Source organism: Furfurilactobacillus cerevisiae (genome assembly GCF_048961765.1).
GTDB classification, from domain to species: Bacteria; Bacillota; Bacilli; order Lactobacillales; family Lactobacillaceae; genus Furfurilactobacillus; species Furfurilactobacillus milii_A.
This window is the reverse complement of the sequence record NZ_CP185253.1, coordinates 2,304,024-2,326,043: the sequence shown is the minus strand read 5'-3', so window position 1 is coordinate 2,326,043 and position 22,020 is coordinate 2,304,024. Positions and strand designations below refer to the sequence as shown.

Below are 22,020 nucleotides of genomic sequence, written 5' to 3'. Positions count from 1 at the left end.
TGGTTATTAATGACCGAATACATACCCAAAGTGACGGGTGGAGGTACACATGCTTATTGAAAAGGAACGTGGTCGCGGTGCAATTTTAGCCGTCACGACCGTCTTATTTTTATTCCTGGCGATTGCCGCAATGCGTCAATCCCAAATTTTATCACTGATTGATTCTGAACTTATTTCTCACGTTCATCATGATAGTACAGCACTAACTGGCGTTTTTAAACTCATTACTACGCTGGCAAGTCCAACATTGGATTTACTATACATGATCATTATTGCCGGGTTACTTTGGGGATTTAAATACAAAATTCCTGCATTGTGGGCAATTGGGTACGGATTTGGTGGCAACGTTCTTGGTACCATTATCAAGAAAATTGTTGCGCGTCAACGTCCAGTAGGTCACATGGCTAGCGATGATGGCTACAGCTTTCCATCAGGACACGTTTTGGGCACGTTCATGGTTGCCGCAATTTTATTTTTAGTTGTTCTGCCACTGATGCAAAACAATTTGCAAAGACTATTGATTCAAACAATTTTGTGCCTTTGGGTATTGTTAGTTATGTTTAGCCGGGTTTACCTGCAAGCACACTACGCAACCGATACGATTGGTGCTGTTCTGTTAGCGTATGCATGGTTACAAGGTGCCGAATACTTGTATGTTTGGTTAGCACCGAAGTTAAAACGAGTTAAATTTCTCAGTAATTCTCGAGGTGTTGAGGATTAATCAATTGACATAGGATGCAAGCGGGCGTGACAAGGCCTGGCTTTCTTAGGTAATACAAAAACGACGTTCATGGATTTTTCCGCGAACGTCGTCTTTTGTGTTACTAAAGTGCTGTTTGACCGTTTCTTAGCAAACTAACGGGCCTGAAGCACTTCGGGGCCGTCTGGACGACCAACAATAACGGTGTTGACCGTATCTAAAAACAATCCTTGTTCAACCACACCGACCATTTGAATCAGCTCGTTGGCGAGTTCGTGAGGATGATCGATTTCACCAAGGTGAAGGTCAACAACATAGTTCTTGGAATCGGTCAAAACGTGTTGACCATCACGCATCCGGACTTCTGGTTTGTACCCCTTGGCAGCCAATTTTTTAACAACTTGTGAAGAACCGTAAGGAATGACTTCAAGTGGTAAGGGGAAACTGCCAAGCTTATGTGAAAGTTTACTTTCGTCCACAATCCACATATTTTTCTTGGAGTTAGTCGCAACGATTTTTTCCCAAAGGTGCGCAGCACCACCACCCTTGATTCCCTGAAAGTCGTCGCTGATTTCGTCGGCACCGTCGATGGTTAGGTCAATGTGGTCAACGTCATCAATGCCCTTAACGGGGATACCGAGGGAACGGGCTTGTTCCCGGGTACGGTCAGATGTTGGCACGCCAACAACGTTGAGGCCTTCTTCTTTCACACGTTTGCCAAGTGCATCAACCATGTATTTTACGGTTGAACCAGTTCCTAAACCGACAACCATGCCATCTTCGATAAAGTCGACAGCACGTTGACCAACCTGTTGTTTCAATTCGTCTTGTGTCATTGCCATGATGTAATTTGCTCCTTAATGATGTTGGTATTTTTTAACAGCGGGATCCGTAGCAAAAATGTGGCGGGCAAATGGATCTAACGGGAGTAGGTCGACGTGGGCGGCATCTGCTAATTCAATGACGGCATCGAATAATTGCCGTGCCACTAGCCGTTTATTAGGACGATCACTTACCCAAATATGTTCAATTAACCAAGTTTGATCATTCACGACTGGGAATGTAATCTCAGCCTGGAGCTGGTCTTGGTCAGTTAAAAAAAGACGTTGTCCTTCACGTTGAAAATCCATTAGCGTTCCTTTCATTACGGTTGCTGTGTTCCTTTAATATCCTATCATAATTCAAGTGATGGTGGGTCCAAACTAACTGTCAATTTCGAATGCTATTAATGTGCACACGCTTCCATTATAATAGGTAACATGGTGCCAAGTTTTGAACATTTGTGTTAGGAAGCTTGGCCAAGTCGAAGAAAGTGAGTGATGAATAATGACAAGAGACCGTGGTTTTGAAGTAGTTAAACGGTTGGTTGGCACGAAGATAGCGTTGCCAGAGCGACAAACAAAATACGCAGCTGGTTACGACCTAGCCGCCTCAGAGGACTTTACGTTGCCATCCATTTGGCGGCGCAACTTTTTGAAGGTGCTATGGCACTTGCGGCATAAGGAAACGGTGAGTGACCCGTTAATGCAAGCGGCTGATAAAGAATTGAAGCCATATTTAGTGCCTACTGGTGTGAAGGCTTATATGCGCTACAACGAAGTGTTGATGCTGGTCAATCGATCATCAGGGCCATTAAAACGCCGTCTTGTTTTACCAAACGGGATTGGCGTCATTGATGCGGACTACTATTCAAACGATAGCAATGACGGTGAGATCTTTGTTCAGCTGGTTAACTACGGCCTACGTGATGTTCACATTAAAAAGGGTGATCGCATTGCTCAAGGTATCTTTGTGAATTATCTGACTGTTGACAACGAAGCAACCCCAGATAACGAACGCGATGGTGGGTTTGGCTCATCTGGTCAATAAGCTAACAATTGTTAACGTAGCCAGGCGAATAAATTAAGAAATTATCAAGTGCTGGGCAAACAATGACAGCTGAAAAAACGTATGTTAGACTGTGAACATCGTTTGGTTAATATTGGTCAAACATTATTGTGGTTGACCAACGGCGAAGAGTAAAAGGAGCATAAGGTGGCAAAAACTAAAACACAATTTGTTTGTCAAAACTGTGGTTACAACTCACCACGATATTTGGGTCGCTGCCCTAACTGTGGTGAATGGAATACACTAGTTGAAGAGAAAATCGCTGATGAAGTTCCCAATCGTAAGTCACGGGTGAGCCTTGGCGGTGAAACGGCTAAGGCCGAATTAATCAAGGATGTTAGTCTTGAAGAGGTTCCCCGTGTCAAAACCAGTTTAAAGGAATTTAACCGTGTTCTTGGCGGTGGTGTGGTGCCTGGATCACTCGTATTGATTGGTGGTGATCCCGGTATTGGTAAATCGACGTTATTGACGCAGGTTTCTGGTCAGTTGGGTAGCAAGGGTCGTGTCCTCTACGTATCCGGTGAAGAAAGTGCCACTCAGATTAAGATGCGCGCTGATCGTCTCGGTGTTGGTGGCGACGATTTTTATCTCTACCCAGAGACGGACATGAGTAATATTCGTGAACAAATAACGACATTAAACCCAGAGTTTGTCATCATTGATTCGGTCCAAACAATGCAGGAGCCAGATATTACCTCAGCAGTTGGATCAGTTTCTCAGATTCGTGAAGTGACGGCCGAGTTAATGCAAATTGCGAAAACAAATCGGATTACGATTTTTATCGTGGGTCATGTTACCAAGGGAGGCGCTATCGCGGGGCCAAAAATCTTGGAACACATGGTGGACACCGTTCTGTACTTTGAAGGCGATTTGCACCACACATACCGGATTCTGCGAGCCGTTAAAAATCGGTTTGGTTCAACTAATGAACTAGGCATTTTTGAGATGCGAGAAGACGGCCTGCGGGAAGTGGCTAACCCATCTGAGATCTTCTTAGAAGAAAGACTCACGGGTGCTACTGGTTCATCTATCGTGGTATCGATGGAGGGAACCAGACCAATCTTGGTGGAAGTTCAGGCATTGGTTACACCCTCAGTTTTTGGGAATGCTCAGCGGACTGCTCAGGGATTGGATCGTAATCGGGTCTCGCTAATTATGGCCGTTTTGGAAAAACGGGCTAACTTGATGTTGCAAAACCAGGACGCTTATTTAAAGGCGGCCGGCGGTGTGAAGCTCGATGAGCCAGCCATTGACTTAGCGATTGCTGTGGCAATCGCGTCCAGTTATCGTGATAAGGAGACGAATCCGAGTGATAGTTTTGTGGGTGAAGTTGGCCTGACCGGTGAAATTCGGCGTGTTAACCGGATTGAACAGCGGGTTGCTGAGGCACAGAAGCTGGGGTTCAAGCGAATTTATATACCAAAGAATAATCTTCAGGGATGGACACCGCCCACCGATATTGAAGTAATCGGTGTGACAACGATCAGTCAAGCACTAAAGTTAGCCTTGGCTTAACATTATAAGAACCCTTGTGGATTTAATAACGACATTGAAAGGAGGTGAAGATAGATGAAAATGACGAAAAGACTCGTGATTCAATTGTTATTTGTGATCGGTGGTGTTGGTTTAGGTTTCAGATTTTTCCCAATTCTGTGGGCAGTAACTGGTCTTGCCCAAAATCACATTATCAATAACTTTTTGACCAACGCCGTACTTGGTGCAATTATTCTGTATTTTCTTTCGTTCCTGTTGGTCGGGTACCTTGAAAAACTTGTTAATCGCTTAGAAAAGTATCTGGCTAAGCAAAGTCCGATTTACATTCTGTTCGGAAGTCTAGGCATTATCGTCGGTTTGGTATTTGCTATTCTGATTTCGACGGTGTTCTTCCGGACCAGTTGGTTTGTCACCAATACCCTGATTCCGGTTGTGTTAATGCTGCTGATGGGATATCTTGGTTTTCGAATTGGGACTACACGAACAGATGAATGGCGCCGATTATTTGCACTCGGCTTTCGTCGTAACAAACGCACATCGGATACTGGCGAAATTCTGGATGAAAGTGAACCCAATTTCCATCACTATAAAATTTTGGATACCAATATTCTGATTGATGGCCGGATTTACGACATCATTAAGACCGGATTCCTTGAAGGCACGTTGTTGGTACCGAATTTTGTATTGCATGAACTACAATACATTGCGGATTCTAGTGACAGCATCAAGCGTGTGCGTGGACGTCGAGGCTTGGACATTTTGAATAAATTGCAAAGTGAAAAAGTCATGCCGATTGAAATGTACGAAGGTGATTTTGAAGACATTCCTGAAGTGGACGATAAGCTGATTGAACTGGCTAAACAGTTACAGGCAGTTGTTGTTACCAATGACTACAACCTAAACAAGGTCAGTCAGTTCCAAAATGTTCAGATTATGAATATTAATGCCTTAGCTAAGTCGCTTAAGCCACGGGTAATTCCCGGTGAGTTGCTGAACGTTATGGTGGTTAAAAATGGGACTGAACGTCAACAAGGGGTTGCGTATCTGGATGACGGCACGATGGTCGTTGTCGAAGATGGGCGCTACTTTATTAACGACCACATTGACGTGACTGTCACGAGTGCTTTACAAACGGATGCTGGTCGAATGATTTTTGCGAAACCAACACATTCTACACGTGGCATCAGTGATAAAGCGACAAGTGGCAATAGTCAGGCAACCAGCGAGAGTAGTTCGACACAATCGCAGACTGCCGCGAGCAACTCTGCAAAGGCTTCGGCAAGTTCCAGTGCCGTTGACAACACCGTTGATCGAACGGTTCGCGGCACTAAGGCACCTGCCAAGAAGAATTACAGAACAGCTAAGAAACGGAAAAACTAGGTACTGGTTGTCGGTTAATTAGACTGTGAATAGGAAAGCGACTAAGCGTTTCAATACGTGAGGTCACTTTTTTAGTTTGACAAACAAAATACGCGCTGCAAGGCATTCACGCAGTATCATAAAATGAAAGAATTTGAAAGTTTGATGCTAAAACGGTAACATTAACATGAGACACATTAATTTTTTATATAGAAAGAGGCGCTGATTTTGGCCAAGAACAAAATTCGGGTGCGTTACGCACCGTCACCAACTGGACATTTGCACATTGGTAATGCCCGTACCGCGCTATTTAACTATTTATTTGCACGGCACAATAAAGGAACGTTTGTGATTCGGATTGAAGATACGGATACCAAGCGGAACGTGGCTGACGGTGAAAAAAGTCAGTTGGACAATCTAAAATGGTTGGGAATTGACTGGGATGAAGGTCCCGACAAGCCCGGGGATTTCGGTCCATATCGTCAATCCGAGCGGAAGGATATCTATGTTAAGCTGATTCAAGATTTATTGGATCGTGGCTTGGCCTACAAGTCTTACCGAACGGAAGCTGAACTAACTGCTGACCGTGAAAAACAAAAGGCTAACAAAGAAGCACCTCACTATGTTTACGAATATGAAGGCATGAGTGATGATGAAATTAAGGCTGCTCAAGCAAAAGCTGAAGCGGCTGGCTTGGAACCTGTTGTTCGTTTCCGTGTTCCTAAGAATCGTGAATACGGTTGGGACGATATTGTTAAGGGCAAGATTTCGATTAACTCAGATACTATCGGTGGTGACTGGGTCATTCAAAAACGTGATGGCATGCCAACCTACAACTTCGCTGTTGTTGTCGACGATCACATGATGGAAATCAGTCACGTCTTGCGTGGGGATGACCACATCGCCAATACACCTAAACAATTGATGATTTACGAAGCCTTTGGCTGGGAAGCACCAATTTTTGGTCACATGACTTTGATTATCAACACTGAAACTGGTAAGAAACTGTCCAAACGTGATGAAACGGTGCTTCAATTCATTGAACAATACCGTGAACTTGGCTACTTACCAGATGCCATGTTGAACTTCATTACCTTATTGGGATGGTCACCAGTTGGTGAAGATGAAATCTTCTCTCGTCAAGATCTGATTAAGATGTTTGATGAAAAACGGTTGTCCAAGTCACCAGCCAAATTTGATGGTAAAAAATTGGAATGGATCAACAACCAGTACGTGAAAGCAGCGCCAGAAGACGAGATCTTCGACAGCAGCTTGAAAGAACTGATCAACGCTGGTTTAGTTGAAAAGGATCCTAACCAATTACATTTGGAATGGGTTCGTAAGCTGGTTAGCCTGTACAAACAACAAATGTCATACACCGCTCAAATTGTTGAGATGAGTAAAGACGTGTTCTTCCAAGAACCTGCTCAAATTAATGATGAAGCCAAAGCTGAACTGGCCGCCGAAACGGCGAAGACAGTGTTGACAGAATTTGTTAACCGGGCAGAAAAATTGCCAGTCTTTGATGCTTATCAAATTCAAAAGACGATTAAGTCAATTCAAAAAGACACTAAAATTCGTGGGCGCGCACTTTACATGCCACTTCGAATTGCCGCTACGCATGAAATGCACGGACCACAATTACCTGAATCGATGGAATTGTTGGGTCGTAAAGCAACGTTACGGAATATTCAAGCCACAATCGAAACACTTTAATTCACCACTTATATGTCATCATGCGTGCAATTTGCCGTATGGTGGCATTTTTTGTGCTTTCTTTCGCCTACGGTTGTCAACAGTGGAACGCCGCCGTGGGACCGGTTCAAGCCGGAAGCACACCGTCTTTCACCTCGCCGTTAAGCCTCGTGGAACCCCGAGTCTTGACGCCAGTTCGTGCTGTAAATTCGAGAAAAGCGTTCGAATTAACACCACTTTCACGGCTTGGTTCCACTGTTGACGCCCTCCGGCTAATATTCATGGTTATTACCAGAATGCGGTGGTTTATTCGGATGGTTCGCATAGCTTTGAAATGAGTGCTGATATGATAGAGTTATATGAGTGAAGCTGACTGGAGACATAGTTCCGTGTCGACACCACTTAATGGCATGGGGTTGGCCATTTAGTGGTGTGGGACGAGTTATGAGATGCGGTTTTCAGCTCATAATCGAGGTAGAAGACTTCGACTTTCAGAAGGCTGAGACCGATCCCCAAGGAACGGCGTCTCCAGTCAGCGGAACGGACAGATTAAACGCTAGCCACGGTGAATTATGGTAATCGCGTTAATAGCCTAAACTATGGTAAAATCACTATAACTTGATCTTTCGAGAAGGGGAGCGTTACCGTGATTCAGATTTTTAATACACTTACGCGGCAAAAAGAAGACTTTATTCCGTTGCATAAAGGCCAGGTCAATATGTACGTCTGTGGCCCAACCGTGTATAACTACATTCATATCGGTAATGCACGCTCGGTTGTAGCGTTTGATACCATTCGGAGATATTTTGAATATAAGGGTTACCAAGTGAAATATGTCTCGAACTTCACGGATGTGGACGATAAGATGATTAATGAAGCGGCCAAAGAAGACATTACCGTGCCAGAATTGGGCAATCGTTTCATCAATGCTTATTTTGAGGACACAAAGCCGTTGAACGTTGAGCGGGCAACTGTTAATCCACGGGCGACGGAAAATATTTCAGACATTGTTGATTTTGTCGCAGATCTGGTAGACAAGGGTTTTGCTTACGAGTCTGCTGGCGATGTGTACTATCGCGCACGTAAGTTTCCTAATTACACCCAACTCGTTCATGAATCGTTAGATGATTTAGAGAATGGCGCGAGTGACCGTGTTGACGACGGTGATAATGCAAAAAAAGAGGATCCAATTGATTTTGCATTATGGAAAGCAGCTAAGCCGGGCGAAATTTCATGGCAGTCACCATGGGGCATGGGCCGGCCAGGCTGGCATATTGAGTGTTCAGTAATGTCGACCAAGTATTTGGGTGATACGTTTGATATCCATGGTGGTGGGCAGGATTTGATTTTTCCCCATCACACCAATGAAATTGCTCAAAGCGAAGCACATACTGGGAAAAAGTTTGCCCGTTACTGGATGCATAACGGATTTGTGACTGTTGGTGACGAAAACGAAAAAATGAGTAAGTCACTGGGCAATTTTGTGACCTTACACGAAATGAATCAACGTGAAGATCCGCAGGCTGTTCGATTCTTTATGGCGACAACTCAGTATCGGCGACCAATCCAATACACCAGTGGTAACTTACAAGATGCCAAGAATAACCTGGCTCGTTTGCAAACGACGTTTAATAATTTAAATTATCGAATGAGCGATGCCAAGGATGGCCGAGATGAAGCGATTGAGGCACAAGCCAAACAACATCAAGTTGCTTTTGAAACCGCAATGGACGACGATTTTAACGTTCAAAACGGAATCGCGTCCGTGTATGAATTAGCCAAGTTAATCAACGTTTATCTTAATGAAAGTACCGTTGCCAAAGAGACACTCGTTAACCTTAAAACGTTATTGTCGACGCTACTATCAGTATTCGGGATTGAACTTACGGATGAAGATACTGCCGATGAGGGAATTCAGGCACTGATTGAAGAGCGTTTGGCCGCACGAAAAAATAAGGACTTCCAGCGTAGTGATGAGATCCGTGATGAACTAAAAACACGCGGCATTATTCTTGAGGATACTCCCCAAGGAACACGTTGGCGGAAGGAAACAAATGACTGAAGTAGTTAATTATCGAGAATTAAATGGAATGACATTAGCTTATTTAGGTGATGCGGTGTATGAAGTATACGTTCGTCAACACTTGATTGAGCAAGGTTACACGGTGCCGACAAAGTTGCATCATCATGCGACCCACTTTGTTTCGGCCAAGGCACAAGCTGCATTGATCAAATTGATGCAAACGGATGAGATATTAACGGAAGAGGAAACGACAATGTTTAAGCATGGTCGTAACGCGACCACTCATCACAGTGCAAAGAATACTAATATTGTGACGTATCGAATTTCGACTGGTTTTGAAGCTATCTTTGGCTATCTTAAGCTCACTGCTCAGCAGGAACGCACGGATTGGTTAGCTCAGTGGTGCATTGATCAAGTTGAGTCGGGAAGAACGGAAGGATAGAAAGAAACATGGCAGAAAAACAGCAACGAAACGGTCAACACAATGATCGGTTTAACGATCACAAGTCGCGCCCTCAACGCCGCAAAAGTAACGAACACAAGGAACGTGAGGTTAGGGTCACACAAAGACCGGATCAAAATGATGATTCATCAACGGACTTTATTATTGGCCGACACCCAGTCGAGGCAGCTTTGGCTTCAGATCAACAAATTAATAAAGTTTTTATTCAAGAGGGTTTGCGTGCAGATGCAATTCGCAATATTGAATCGTTAGCGACAGGGCGACATCTTGTGATGAGTACCGTTCCTAAGAAGAAGCTTGACTTTATGACAAATGGTCAAAACCATCAGGGGGTTGTCCTTGCCATTCCGCCGTTTGCCTACGCTAGTGTTGATGATTTGTTTGCTAAAGCAGAGCAAGCTCAGGAAGCACCGTTTTTCTTGATTTTGGATTCTATTGAAGATCCCCATAACTTAGGTTCAATTTTACGAACTGCTGATGCAGCGGGTGTTCATGGTGTTATTATTCCTAAACGTCGTGCCGTTGGGCTAACATCTGTTGTTGCGAAAACATCTACAGGTGCCATTGAACATGTGCCAGTTGCACGGGTGACAAATCTAGTTGCGACCGTTAAAGAGTTGAAGGACCGTGGTCTGTGGATTTTTGGCACCGATATGAAGGGCAAGGACTTCCGTCAATGGGATGCAACCGGTCCAACTGCTTTAGTTATTGGTAACGAAGGCAAGGGAATTTCGGCGCTATTGAAGAAGACAGTTGACGAAATGCTGACCATTCCAATGGTCGGTCATGTGCAAAGCTTGAATGCTTCGGTAGCAGCTTCTTTACTGATATATGCGGGATTCAACTCTCGTCACCCACTATAAAATCGATTATTTTGAAAAATAATTTTTATAATCGTAAAATTTTTAAACAAAAGAGCCGTTTAAATTGGCTCTTTTTTCGTACCGTCATTACTACCGAACAATTTATTAAATTCTGTGGTTTAGTTTGGCATAATAATCGCTTACATTCGCTGCTTGTGTTGGTAAATTTTAAAAAATGGCCATTTATTTATGGTCGAACAAATGAATATCATAATAATTGACAACAAAGTGGCCTTTTTCGAACGTTCGTTTGGTTGCTGATTAACTATTGTGGCCTTAAGGTAGCTCTGCTAAGCAAAATGGTCTGGACCATTTTGCATTCAAGCAGGAAAGTGGGGGTCATAATGAATTATTGGAGTCGTGAGGAAGAAGATGTTGTCATTACAGCGGCAATTGCGGGTGATGAACTGGCGTTTGACAGTCTTTTTCAACGTTATTTGCCCTTGGTTAACAAATGGTTTCGCGAGTTAAACTTCAAGGGTCGCTTGTTAGAACGTGATGATTGGCTTCAAGAATGTCGGATGGTGTTAATGACTACACTAAAACGGTATCGTGGCCGGACTGTTGGTGAGTTTGCAACGTACTACCGACTGAATGTGCGCAACCGCGGCTTCGATTTGCGTCGTCGGCAACAGGCACAGAAACGACTTCACGAGGAGGTTAGTGAGTCAATAGAGGCCCAATCGGCAGATAGTCATGTTTGCAACTTGTCTAGTATTGAGCCAGACGGACTGACTCGCTTGGAATTGCAAGATCGACTTGTTTATCTGTGCGATCAGTTCTCAGAATTCGAGCAACAGGTTTGGTGGGGGTTAAGTATCGGGCTGACAATCGAGCACATCGCAGTTCACTTTCAGTGTTCATACACAAAGGTGCGCAATGCGGCCAATCGATGTCACGGAAAGGCGGTGACAGTGCTGTTAGCCAGTGGCGCTAATTGACATAGGGGTCTGGACGTGATAATCTGTTATCTGATTATTGACTCACGCTCGCCTAGAAATATTGGTGATTTGAAGTGGTCAATAGCCGTGAAATCGTAATTGTTAAGAAATTTCGGAGGTGCCAGTAATGGCCACAAAAAAAGTCGCACTGGCATGTTCAGTCTGCGGATCACGTAACTATACCATCACAGCGAACCCTAGTCGGACAAAACGACTAGAGGTAAACAAGTTTTGTAAACACTGTGGACAATACACACTGCACCAAGAAACAAAATAAGGAGGCTGAATCATGCATTTGTGGCGTTTTTTAAAGAGCGTATTTGCTGAGTTGAAAATTGTTCGCTGGCCAACGGCTCGCGAAAATCGGCGAGATTCATCTATTGTTATTTCTGTTTCGGTGGCGTTTGCGTTATTTTTTGCACTTATTGACTGGGGCGTACAGGCCCTGATTACTTGGTTAGCCTAGTGCGAACGTTTGTAGCTACTGGCGGCACAATGATTGACAGTAGCAAGACAGTGGAATTTTTGTTATAATGCATTTAATCGAAAAACTTCGTCGGCTAAGTCGAAGTTTTTTTATTTTGCACTGTTTTAAAAAATGGAGGATTTAAACATGGCTGAAACGGCTGAAAAACTTTGGTATGTGTTACACACGTATTCAGGTTATGAAAACAAAGTACGGGACAACTTGGAATCACGTGCGCAATCAATGGGGATGTCTGATTACATCTTCCGAGTGGTTGTGCCAGAAGAAGAAACGCAACAGGTAAAAGATGGTAAGGCAAAGACGGTCATCGAAAACGACTTTCCTGGCTACGTGCTTGTTGAAATGATCATGACTGATCAGGCTTGGTACATCGTGCGTAACACGCCGAACGTTACCGGGTTCGTGGGCTCACATGGTGGTGGTTCTAAACCAACACCATTGTTGCCTGACGAAGTCGATTTAATTCTTCACCGTTTGGGCGAAGACAAGAAGGCCAAGGCCGACTTTGAACTCGAAGTTGGCGAATCTGTTCGTATTACTGATGGCGCCTTTTCAGACATGGTCGGTAAGGTTACCGAAGTTGATAACGAAAAACAAAAGTTGAAGGTTAATGTAACGATGTTTGGCCGTGAAACTTCTGCCGAATTGGAATTCAATCAGGTCGAAAAGATTCAGTAGGACTTGTCAGCCGTTTGCCATCATGGTAAACTACTACGGTATGCGTTTAAGCATATCGTGGGAGGCGTAATTCTAACGCGCCATCAACTACCACACTCAAGGAGGAATTAGACATGGCTAAAAAAGTGGCTAATGTTGTTAAGTTACAAATTCCTGCCGGTAAAGCAACACCTGCTCCGCCGGTTGGTCCTGCTTTAGGTCAAGCAGGGATTAACATCATGGGATTCACAAAGGACTTCAATGCCCGTACTGCTGATCAAGCAGGTTTGTTGATTCCAGTTGTTATCACTGTATATGAGGATCGTTCATTCGACTTCGTTACAAAGACCCCGCCAGCTTCTGTTCTATTGAAGAAGGCTGCTGGTGTTGAACATGGTTCTGGCGAACCTAACACGAAAAAGGTTGCTACGGTAACCAAGGATCAAGTTAAGGAAATTGCCACAACTAAGATGCAAGATCTAAACGCTGCCGACGTTGAAGCCGCAATGCGCATGGTTGAAGGTACTGCTCGGAGCATGGGCTTTACTGTAGAAGGCTAAGCCTAAACAACGGACAAGTACGGATACTCAGTGAAAACTGAATGTATCAGGTGGAAGATGTTCACGGGATGCGCAGGGCTATCATATGATGACCTGGTTTCACCCTTGTGTAACATCGCCATACCACATTTGCTAGGAGGAAAACACAATGGCCAAAAAGGGCAAGAAGTACCAAGATGCGCTTAAGCAAGTTGATAAGACTAAAGCTTACAGCGTAGAAGACGCGGTTGCCTTGGTAAAAGACATCGACTATGCAAAGTTCGATGCAACGGTTGAGATTGCTTTCAAGCTCAACTTGGATACCAAGCAGGCAGACCAACAGTTACGTGGGGCAATGGTTTTGCCTAACGGAACTGGTAAGACACAACGAGTAATTGTTTTTGCTCGTGGTGACCAAGCACAAGCTGCTAAAGATGCAGGTGCCGATGAAGTCGGTGACGACGACTTAGTTCAAAAGATCTCTGATGGCTGGTTGGACTTTGATGTTGCAATTGCAACACCAGAAATGATGGCTAAAGTAGGTCGTTTGGGCCGTCAATTAGGACCTAAAGGCTTGATGCCTAACCCTAAGACGGGTACCGTAACGATGAATGTTGCGCAAGCCGTTAAGGATGCTAAGGGTGGTCAAGTTACTTACCGGACTGACCGTGACGGAAACGTTCACGTTCAAATTGGTAAGGTATCCTTTAGTGCTGACCAATTGGTTGGTAACTTTAAAGCTATCGAAGATGTTATTGTTCGTGCACGTCCTGCCGCTGTTCGTGGCACATACGTTCAACACTTATCAGTAGCTTCAACGTTTGGCCCATCAGTTGCTGTCGATTTGGCAAGCTTCTAAATCAAACATTGACGAAGCACCACTGCTTTGCTATAGTGTTTAAGTAAATTAATTTTACCTAAGACTCAGGTGACGGTTGTTAATCCAGCTATCTTAATATCCTGCCGAGGCAAAGCAATTCGTGATGAATGACTTTGAACCCGTTGTCTTAGGACAACGGGATTTTTTTAGGTAAAAAATCAATCATGGAGGTGTAAAACGTGAGTAAAGAAACGATTGCAGCAAAAGCTGTTGTAGTTGATGACGTCGCTAAGAAGTTGTCTGCTGCTAAATCAGTTGTTATTGTTGATTACCGTGGTTTAACGGTTGAAGAAGTTACGGATTTGCGTAAGCAATTACGTGACTCAGACGTTGCCATGGAAGTTATCAAAAACAAAGTTCTAGTTCGTGCTGCTGAAAAAGCCGGCATTGATGGCCTTGACGATACATTCGTTGGACCTACTGCTGTGGCTTTCGGTAATGGTGATGATTCAATCGCCCCAGCACGGATCTTGGCCAAGTTTGCCAAGGATCATGATGTCCTTGAAATCAAGGGTGGCATGATGGAAGGTAAGGTTGCTTCTGTTGACGAAATCAACACTTACGCAACGTTACCAAGTCGCGAAGACTTGCTTTCAATGCTTGCTTCCGAATTGCAATCACCAATTCGCAGCTTCGCATTTGCTGTTAAGCAAGTTGCTGACAACAAGGATGACGAACCTGCTGCTTAATGTTGACGATGCATCGTTTGGTGCGTTTGATACATTAGATGTAGCTTAACTCGTAAAACTAATTCGCTGGAATACCAGCAAAACCAATATTTGGAGGAAAACAATCATGGCTTTAGATACTCAAAGCATTGTTGATCAATTAAAAGACGCAACCATCGTTGAATTAAACGACTTGGTTAAAGCAATCGAAGACGAATTCGGTGTTAGTGCAGCTGCTCCAGTTGCTGCTGCCGGTGCTGCTGGTGGTGACGCTGCAGCCAAGACTGAATTTGATGTTGAATTGACCTCAGCTGGCCAATCAAAGATCAAGGTCATCAAGGCCGTTCGTGAAGCTACTGGCTTAGGTTTGAAGGATGCTAAGGACTTAGTTGACGCAGCTCCTAAGAACGTCAAGGAAGGCTTGTCAGAAGACGACGCCAACGACTTGAAGGCTAAGCTTGAAGATGCTGGTGCATCAGTTACTGTTAAGTAATTAAATGCATTGAATAAAAAGCACTGATCCTTGGGATCAGTGCTTTTTTTGTCCTTTGAGCAAACAGATACAAATATGGTGATTGTTCAAAAATGTGTTTTAATATCTGTGATATAAATACGGTTTTTCTAACGTTATGAGCGACCGTAAACGATGTTTTTTTGAGATAAATTAGAAGATTTGAAAATAATTAAGTGTTCAATCCTTACGCAAAATCTTTAGCATAGAGCTATCTTAATGATTTTCGATAACCCGCATTTATAGCATCTTGTTCTGAGTTAAAGGTCACTGCGTTAGCAGGACTGATGTGATAAGCCCTTTGTCCAGGTAAATGATAAATGTGACTACGCGAATCTCCAATAACGGGTCCTGCAGTAGAATCTACAGTAGATGTTTGCCGGGAACTTTGGGAGTCAGCGGCAGCTTGGGCAGCTGATTGTGATTGTTCTGCAGCTTGCGAAGCACTTTTTGATTCGCTCACAGACTCTGTGATGGATTGGCTTACACTGACAGAGCTACTTTCACTGGCAGAAACAGACTGACTTTCAGATATGGAATTGCTCTGGCTTTCGGATATCGAGTTACTTTGACTCTCAGAAATCGATTCACTTTCTGAGGCGCTCTGAGATTCGCTATCTGCGATGCTTTGAGATTCACTTGTTGATGATGATTCATCTGAACTGCTTGAAGACGTATGAGCTTCTTTTTTGTGAGTTTTGTGATGTTTGACATGAGCATGGACACCATTCCTCGTTGAAGTATTGTTAGTGGACGACTTTGTAGAATTGCCAGTAAATGCGCTCATTAAAAATATCAATGATAAGAAACCAGTTAATAAAATAAGTGGCCATCTCACTAATTGTTTGAGGTTTTGCTTACGATAGAGTCGGTAGGTTCCGTAACCGAAAGCGCCTGCTATAACGAGTGTTAAGAATATTTGCATAATTCCTCCTGAAAGCTATTGATTCGTTTATATTAGGCAAATTACAAGTTTAATCCGAACAAGCCCGGAATCTTTCAATGGCAGTCTGTTGATGATGTATTTTTAATGGTCGTTGATTAATTAGTTCAAGTGCTGCTAGGATCTCATCAGTCGTTACTTGGCTAAAATTGGTCTTTTTCGGGAAGAACCAGCGTAACCGTCTATTAAAATATTCATTGGAACCTCGCTCCCATGGTGAATATGGATGGCAAAAATAAACTTTGATCTGATAATCCTGTTCTAAGGCCTGATAATTGGCAAACTCTTTACCATGATCAACAGTAATGGATTTTACTTGGGGACCGAAGGCCCCCATAAACTTGCCAAAGGCGGTGTTTAGAGCCTTAGCCGTTCTATTAGGGGCTTTGATGGCCCATAGAAGTCGGGTCTTACGTTCTACGAATGTAACCAGACATGATCGTGACTCACTTCGACTAGAAAGCACCGTATCTACTTCCCAATGACCAAAAGCTAACCGTTGATTAACAGTTGTTGGCCGTTGTTCGATGGAAGTCCCACTTGTAAATTTCCCACGATTTTCGCTCACTCGGTGCTGGCGGACATTCCGATTGGGTAGATCAGTCAATTTGAAGGGGAGCCAGCCACGATTAAGCCAATTATAAATTGACGCAGTGCTCAAGTTATAAGCGGCCGCAATGGTTTCTGGTGACCAGGTTAATCGTAAGTGATTGGTAATTAAAGTCGCTAATGCTGCCGTCAGCATCGAACGACGACCGCAATTCCGCCTTTTGCGATCTGCATCTTGCTGAGCTAATTCTGGATCATAAGGTTTAACCCGGTCCAACTCATAGCTAATCGTAGCTTTGGCGACGCCTAAGGCGTCAGCCATTACTTGGTAAGATTTATTCCCCTCATTGACCAGTTGTGCTAGTGCGCCACGTTGAAAACGTGATAAAGTAGATGTACCCAAAGTAATCACTCCCTATATTGGTTGGAATTAGCTACTACCATTGTAAGTGATTACTTTGGGCTTTTTAATTTCTGTTCGGATTAATTATAGAATTTGCCATTATATAAATTACCTAATGAAGACAATACTTTTATTGAATGATTAAATGTGGTAAGCAAATGTTCTAGTGGTGCTGGGTAAATTGTCTTTTGAGCATCAAACTACTCTTAAAAAAGTCTAAATCCACCGTTACTTGCTGTTTGGCATGGTAAACTAGAGAAGATTATTTTGAGGGGAGTAAGGCATGAAAACTTTACGAAAAATGTGGGCGGCAATAAATCGCCACATGACGCTGCTAAGGTTGCTGTTTGTATTCTCAGTGCTGCTGTATGTGATTCATGAAGTGGGACGAGACATTCAACAAATCAGTGGGCAAGAAGTGGCAGAAACATTCTCGCAGCAAACGCCAACTAGTCTGTTACTGATGTTAGTCGTAGGCTTTATTGCGGTTACTCCAATGTTGAATTACGATTTTAATATTGTTAAATTTTTACCTGGCAAGTTTAAAAAAGGGTATGTTATTCGTTCAGGATGGACGGTCAATACGTTCACTAATATTGCTGGATTTGGTGGCTTACTTGGGGCAAGTTTGCGAGCAAATTTCTATAGCAAGGGTGCAACTCGCAAACAGATTCTGTTTGCAATTTCAAAAATTGCATTGTTCCTTGTTACTGGCCTATCTTTGCTTTGTTGGATTGCGCTCTTTCAAATTTTTGTATTGCATACTGGCAGCATGTTCGCTCGTTATTGGATTTGGATGGTTGGCGGCGCCCTATACTTTCCAACCGTGATGTTAGTTACCCACTTCACGGATTCAGAGTTTTTTAATGACTTAACACTTAAACGGCAACTCTCATTAATGGCCGGTTCCAGTTTTGAATGGTTGTTTTGTGCCTTGTTCTTTATTTTTATTGGTGCATTAATGGGTGTCAAAGTTGATTTTGCAGCCGTTTTGCCAATGTTTGCCGTTGCCTCAGTTGCTGGGGTTGTTTCCATGATTCCCGGTGGTTTGGGATCGTTTGATACGTTTATGCTAACGGGGCTTGGTTTTATTGGTGTAGGTAAAGCTGATGCACTAGTTTGGTTATTGTTCTACCGAATCTTTTATTACATTTTGCCATTCTTAGTCGGTGTTTTATTCTTCATTCAAGATACCGGTAGCAAGATTAACCACGCCTTTGAAGGCCTGCCGATGCAGTTATTTCAACGCATCGCGCACGTATTTTTAACTGTTTTCTTGTGGTTTTCTGGGGTCATGATTATCCTCGTTTCAACTTTTCCACACTTGCAGGAATACAACAAAGTCTATGGCGCTTTGTATGGATACGTTGTTTATTTTGCTAACCAGGCCATTAACATCATCATGGGTTTCTTACTGATTGGCTTGGCGCGTGGGGTTAATTCGCGTGTTAAACGCGCATTTTGGCCAACGACAGTTGTGTTGATTATGGCTGCGTTGAACACAATGTGGAAGGACCCGTCTATCAAGATGAGTGTTTTCCTTGTCCTAGTGCTGGCGGCCCTATGGTTGTCCCACAAAGAGTTTTATCGTGAGCACTTTGAGTATTCATGGGGTGCCATGTTGTTTGACGGCATCAGCTTTGTTGGTATTTTTGTAACGTATATTATTGTTGGCGTGTACAACACACCTAATTATCAGCGGATGCATCATGTGCCGAGAGCAGCGTTGTTTCCGACCGAGCGTGTTTGGCTAAGCGGTTTAATTGCGATTGCGATTGCGCTGGTGGTATTGGCGATTGTCTACTGGTATATGCATAATGGGAAGTCGACAATCTTTAAGGTGCCGTTCGATGAGCGTCGTGTCGCTCATGTTATTGATACTTATGGCGGAAATGAAGTCAGTCATTTGGCGTACTTACGCGATAAGCTCCTTTATTTTTACACCGTCGATGGTGAAGATAAGATGTTCTTCATGTATCAAAAGAAGGCTGATCGTTTAATTGTCATGGGTGAACCAGTCGGCGATCAACAATATCGCGATGCAGCTATTGATAATTTTATGGACGTCGCCGACAAAGAAGGCTATTCCATCGTGTTTTACGAGATCGATGAAGATTTAACGATGAGTCTTCATGAAAAAGGATATGACTTTTTCAAGTTCGGTGAGGAGGGCTTCGTCAACCTGCCTTCGTTTAGTATGCAAGGTAAAAAACGGAAGTCAGACCGCAATCTGATGAGTAAGTTTGATCGAGTCGGGATTACGTTTGAAGAACTTAAACCGCCGTTTGATGCTGATACGCTACACGAATTGCGAGTCATTTCTGATGAGTGGCTAGATGGTCAAAACGAAAGTGGCTTTTCGCTCGGCTTCTTTGACGATTACTATTTAGATCAGTCGTCTATTTATGTAATGCGTTCTGCTGAAGGCAAAATTCTCGCCTTTACGACAAACATGCCCACGCATTCAGGCATTTCTTCGATTGACTTAATGCGTTATGGTAAGAATGCACCATCCGGAACGATGAACGTTATGTTTATCCATTTATTGCAACACAATGCCGAGTCTGGCTTTGAGGACTTTAATATGGGGATGGCGCCACTTTCAAATGTGGGTGTCTCTCGATTCAGTTTTATTGAAGAACGAATTGCACATTTGATTTATGAATATGGCTATCGTTTTTATGGGTTTCAGGGACTTAGAAACTACAAAGAAAAATACGTAACTAGTTGGCATGGAAAGTATATTGCTTATCGCCGTCGCAATTCGCTGGTTTTCACCATGTTACAGATTACGATGGTAGTGAATGCCAAACGAGTGACGAACAAGAAAGAAAAACGGTTGCTGATTTTTCATGCTAAAAATTAATCCATGAAGTTACGCTATTTTCGTTCAATTCTAAATTTGTATAATGACGTTCATTTAAAGCAAAAGCTTTATTTAAACGGATAGCACGCAAAAGGCTACTCGAGCAGGCAGGATTTTCTGCCAGCTTGAGTGGCCTTTTTTGGGGGGCGTTTTAAAAATGTCGCCTTAAGCATGTGGCATCGCTGTCACATGTTTAAATGTTGCAAAGTAGTCAAAAATTTGATCAATGGAACTAGCGTTAACCATTAACTTTAAGTCGCTAAGTGGCAAAAATTCGGATTCTGCTGCGTCGACAAACCATTGCCACAGAGAGTCGTAAAAGTGGTCAATGTTGAAGAGAGCAATGGGTTTAGTGTGAATGTCAATTTTGCTCCAAGACAACATTGTGCCTAATTCTTCGAAGGTCCCAAAGCCACCAGGCAACACAATAAACGCATCAGACATAGCGAGCATTTTTTCTTTACGCTCGTCCATAGTGCTGACCTCTACTAGATCCGTTAAGTTGTTACTTTCGGTGCTGATCCGCTTGAGGAAGCGAGGCATAATGCCAGTTACTTGACCACCAGCATCGATTGTTGCATTTGCCACCGTGCCCATTAAACCATCAGAAGATCCACCGTAAATTAAGCGAATATGATGGTCGGCCAAATAGCCACCTAGCAGTGCAGCTTGCACTGAATATTCGGGGTGATTACCTGGTAATGAACCACAAAAGACACAAAGTGAATTGATTTTTGTCATAATTACGATCTCCAAATTAAGCGATGTTTCATAATACTAACTTGCATTCAGTATACCATAAGGTAAATGGTGACTCATTTGCAGTTTAATAGCGTAATTAGCGAATTTGGAGTTCCCGATTAAGTTTGATTGCACTGTAATCAAAAATAAAAACCATCCTTTAAATTAGGATGATTTTTATTTCACTGCATCTTTTACTATAAATGACTAATTTTTCTTCTTACCACCAATATCGTAGTCCGAGTCGTTCATGGCTTCTACGTTTCCTAGTAGGTAACCATTTCCGACCTGGCTAAAGAAGTCATGGTTAGAAGTAGATGTTGAAATTCCGTTCATAACGACTGGATTAACGTCCTCAGCGGTATCAGGGAAAAGGGGTTCTTGACCCAAGTTCATCAGTGCTTTATTGGCGTTGTAGCGAATGAACTTCAAAACATCGTCCGACCAGCCGACACGGTCATAAACAAGGTGCGTGTATTTTTCTTCATTGTCATAAAGATAATAAAGAAAATCATACATCCAATCCTTTAAGGACTGCTGTTCGTTTTCTGTTAATTCCTTCATTCCTAGTTGGAACTTGTAGCCAATGTAAGTACCATGGACAGATTCATCACGCAAAATCAGTTTGATGATCTCGGCAACGTTGTTTAGCTTGTTATGACCCAAATAATAAAGTGGTGTGTAAAAACCAGAGTAAAACAGGAACGTTTCGAGGAAAACACTGGAGATCTTCTTTTTGAGTGGGTTCTCATCGTCGTGGTACAACGTATAAATCCGTTTTGCCTTATTCTGCAGTAGATCTTCAGAATCGCTCCAGTCGAAAATCTCGTCGATTTCATCGGGTGTGTTCAATGTTTCAAAAATGGTCGAATAACTTTTGGCATGAACAGATTCCATGAACTGAATGTTGTTCAAAACGGCCGTTTCATGTTGCGTCCGGACGTCGCGACGTAGTGCAGCCATGCCGTCTTGTGATTGAAGCGTGTCCAGCAAGGTTAGACCACCGAAAACGTGACCGACCACCCATTTGTGATCGTCATCCAAGGTGCGCCAATCATCCATGTCGTTTGAAACGGGAATCCGCGTGTCGAGCCAGAACTGCTCAGTGAGTTTCTCCCAAGTTGCTTTATCAATTTCATCTGAAACTTGATTCCAGTTAATGGCTTTATAATTGCCGTTTTCCATATTGTCCTCCTGTGTCGGATGTCTCTGTATGCTATCAGTTAATTATGATTATCGTAGAACGAGAATGGGTGTTTGTCATTAGTGAATTTTGGAAATATATATTCTCAAAAATCTATCGCATACCTTTATGTAGCGATAACGCGCTCCCAGACCTGAATCCTGTGCA

23 protein-coding genes and 1 other annotated feature are annotated in these 22,020 nt (G+C 43.1%); of the genes, 17 read left to right on the top strand and 6 right to left on the bottom strand.

From position 1 onward, the window contains the following. The first annotated feature begins 49 nt into the window (after window positions 1-49). Complete coding sequence (locus ABUE36_RS11540) at window positions 50-721, top strand: phosphatase PAP2 family protein (protein ID WP_161001762.1); 672 nt, start codon at window positions 50-52, stop codon at window positions 719-721. A 134-nt stretch (window positions 722-855) separates the two neighbouring features. On the opposite strand, the gene rpiA is transcribed toward ABUE36_RS11540, so the two are convergent. Together rpiA and ABUE36_RS11530 are read right to left on the bottom strand one after the other, a co-directional pair. Further along, window positions 856-1,536, bottom strand: coding sequence for a ribose-5-phosphate isomerase RpiA (rpiA, locus tag ABUE36_RS11535; RefSeq protein WP_161001802.1), 681 nt, complete (start codon window positions 1,534-1,536; stop codon window positions 856-858). Window positions 1,537-1,557: 21 nt separating this feature from the next. Beyond that, a complete protein-coding gene (locus tag ABUE36_RS11530) occupies window positions 1,558-1,830 on the bottom strand; it encodes an N-acetyltransferase (protein ID WP_161001761.1) in 273 nt (90 codons plus the stop codon). 196 nt (window positions 1,831-2,026) lie between these two features. Here ABUE36_RS11530 and ABUE36_RS11525 point away from each other — a divergent pair, with 196 nt between their 5' ends. The 15 genes from ABUE36_RS11525 to rplL all read left to right on the top strand — a co-directional run bounded on the left by ABUE36_RS11525 (window position 2,027) and on the right by rplL (window position 15,149). Next, complete coding sequence (locus tag ABUE36_RS11525) at window positions 2,027-2,569, top strand: dUTP diphosphatase (RefSeq protein ID WP_161001760.1); 543 nt, start codon at window positions 2,027-2,029, stop codon at window positions 2,567-2,569. A 165-nt stretch (window positions 2,570-2,734) separates the two neighbouring features. Beyond that, window positions 2,735-4,102 (top strand): DNA repair protein RadA, encoded by a 1,368-nt coding sequence (gene radA, locus ABUE36_RS11520; RefSeq protein ID WP_161004571.1) that lies wholly within the window; start codon window positions 2,735-2,737, stop codon window positions 4,100-4,102. A gap of 54 nt (window positions 4,103-4,156) precedes the next feature. Further along, window positions 4,157-5,461, top strand: coding sequence for a PIN/TRAM domain-containing protein (locus ABUE36_RS11515; protein ID WP_161001758.1), 1,305 nt, complete (start codon window positions 4,157-4,159; stop codon window positions 5,459-5,461). A 207-nt stretch (window positions 5,462-5,668) separates the two neighbouring features. After that, window positions 5,669-7,156 carry a glutamate--tRNA ligase gene (gene gltX / locus ABUE36_RS11510; protein ID WP_017260996.1) on the top strand — a complete coding sequence of 496 codons (1,488 nt, stop codon included), beginning with the start codon at window positions 5,669-5,671 and terminating at the stop codon, window positions 7,154-7,156. Between the two features lie 625 nt (window positions 7,157-7,781). Next, the gene (gene cysS / locus ABUE36_RS11505; protein WP_161001757.1) at window positions 7,782-9,197 is read left to right on the top strand and encodes a cysteine--tRNA ligase; all 1,416 of its coding nucleotides are present in this window, start codon (window positions 7,782-7,784) and stop codon (window positions 9,195-9,197) included. Then, window positions 9,190-9,600, top strand: a complete 411-nt coding sequence (locus ABUE36_RS11500; protein WP_161001756.1) for a Mini-ribonuclease 3 — start codon at window positions 9,190-9,192, stop codon at window positions 9,598-9,600. Before cysS ends, ABUE36_RS11500 begins: the two co-directional genes overlap by 8 nt. 8 nt (window positions 9,601-9,608) lie before the next feature. Then, window positions 9,609-10,484 (top strand): 23S rRNA (guanosine(2251)-2'-O)-methyltransferase RlmB, encoded by an 876-nt coding sequence (gene rlmB / locus ABUE36_RS11495; protein WP_421016770.1) that lies wholly within the window; start codon window positions 9,609-9,611, stop codon window positions 10,482-10,484. 344 nt (window positions 10,485-10,828) lie between these two features. Beyond that, on the top strand, window positions 10,829-11,425 hold the full coding sequence (locus ABUE36_RS11490; protein WP_421016769.1) for an RNA polymerase sigma factor: 597 nt from the start codon (window positions 10,829-10,831) through the stop codon (window positions 11,423-11,425). A 127-nt stretch (window positions 11,426-11,552) separates the two neighbouring features. After that, entirely contained in the window at window positions 11,553-11,702 is a 150-nt protein-coding gene (rpmG, locus tag ABUE36_RS11485; RefSeq protein WP_081495858.1) for a 50S ribosomal protein L33, read from the top strand. Window positions 11,703-11,714: 12 nt separating this feature from the next. Then, the gene (gene secE / locus ABUE36_RS11480) at window positions 11,715-11,891 is read left to right on the top strand and encodes a preprotein translocase subunit SecE (RefSeq protein ID WP_017262108.1); all 177 of its coding nucleotides are present in this window, start codon (window positions 11,715-11,717) and stop codon (window positions 11,889-11,891) included. A gap of 147 nt (window positions 11,892-12,038) precedes the next feature. Beyond that, window positions 12,039-12,590, top strand: a complete 552-nt coding sequence (gene nusG / locus ABUE36_RS11475; protein WP_017262109.1) for a transcription termination/antitermination protein NusG — start codon at window positions 12,039-12,041, stop codon at window positions 12,588-12,590. Between the two features lie 113 nt (window positions 12,591-12,703). Beyond that, on the top strand, window positions 12,704-13,129 hold the full coding sequence (gene rplK, locus ABUE36_RS11470; RefSeq protein WP_017262110.1) for a 50S ribosomal protein L11: 426 nt from the start codon (window positions 12,704-12,706) through the stop codon (window positions 13,127-13,129). Window positions 13,130-13,277: 148 nt separating this feature from the next. Then, window positions 13,278-13,967 (top strand): 50S ribosomal protein L1, encoded by a 690-nt coding sequence (rplA, locus tag ABUE36_RS11465; RefSeq protein WP_421016768.1) that lies wholly within the window; start codon window positions 13,278-13,280, stop codon window positions 13,965-13,967. Window positions 13,968-14,006: 39 nt separating this feature from the next. Then, window positions 14,007-14,144, top strand: a sequence feature (ribosomal protein L10 leader region). A gap of 23 nt (window positions 14,145-14,167) precedes the next feature. Further along, on the top strand, window positions 14,168-14,677 hold the full coding sequence (gene rplJ, locus ABUE36_RS11460) for a 50S ribosomal protein L10 (RefSeq protein ID WP_017262112.1): 510 nt from the start codon (window positions 14,168-14,170) through the stop codon (window positions 14,675-14,677). Window positions 14,678-14,783: 106 nt separating this feature from the next. Then, window positions 14,784-15,149, top strand: coding sequence for a 50S ribosomal protein L7/L12 (gene rplL / locus ABUE36_RS11455; RefSeq protein WP_017262113.1), 366 nt, complete (start codon window positions 14,784-14,786; stop codon window positions 15,147-15,149). A 229-nt stretch (window positions 15,150-15,378) separates the two neighbouring features. Here the strand turns inward: rplL and ABUE36_RS11450 are convergent, their stop codons facing one another. Both ABUE36_RS11450 and ABUE36_RS11445 read right to left on the bottom strand, forming a co-directional pair. Then, window positions 15,379-16,092, bottom strand: coding sequence for a hypothetical protein (locus ABUE36_RS11450; RefSeq protein ID WP_421016767.1), 714 nt, complete (start codon window positions 16,090-16,092; stop codon window positions 15,379-15,381). Between the two features lie 49 nt (window positions 16,093-16,141). Next, window positions 16,142-17,062, bottom strand: a complete 921-nt coding sequence (locus ABUE36_RS11445) for an IS30-like element ISLsa1 family transposase (RefSeq protein WP_011373852.1) — start codon at window positions 17,060-17,062, stop codon at window positions 16,142-16,144. A 283-nt stretch (window positions 17,063-17,345) separates the two neighbouring features. Here ABUE36_RS11445 and mprF point away from each other — a divergent pair, with 283 nt between their 5' ends. Next, window positions 17,346-19,928, top strand: coding sequence for a bifunctional lysylphosphatidylglycerol flippase/synthetase MprF (mprF, locus tag ABUE36_RS11440; protein ID WP_421016766.1), 2,583 nt, complete (start codon window positions 17,346-17,348; stop codon window positions 19,926-19,928). Between the two features lie 165 nt (window positions 19,929-20,093). Here mprF and ABUE36_RS11435 read toward each other — a convergent pair whose 3' ends face one another. Together ABUE36_RS11435 and nrdF are read right to left on the bottom strand one after the other, a co-directional pair. Continuing rightward, a complete protein-coding gene (locus ABUE36_RS11435) occupies window positions 20,094-20,669 on the bottom strand; it encodes a TIGR00730 family Rossman fold protein (RefSeq protein ID WP_161001751.1) in 576 nt (191 codons plus the stop codon). 207 nt (window positions 20,670-20,876) lie between these two features. Further along, window positions 20,877-21,854, bottom strand: coding sequence for a class 1b ribonucleoside-diphosphate reductase subunit beta (gene nrdF, locus ABUE36_RS11430; RefSeq protein WP_017262117.1), 978 nt, complete (start codon window positions 21,852-21,854; stop codon window positions 20,877-20,879). Between the last annotated feature and the right edge of the window lie 166 nt (window positions 21,855-22,020).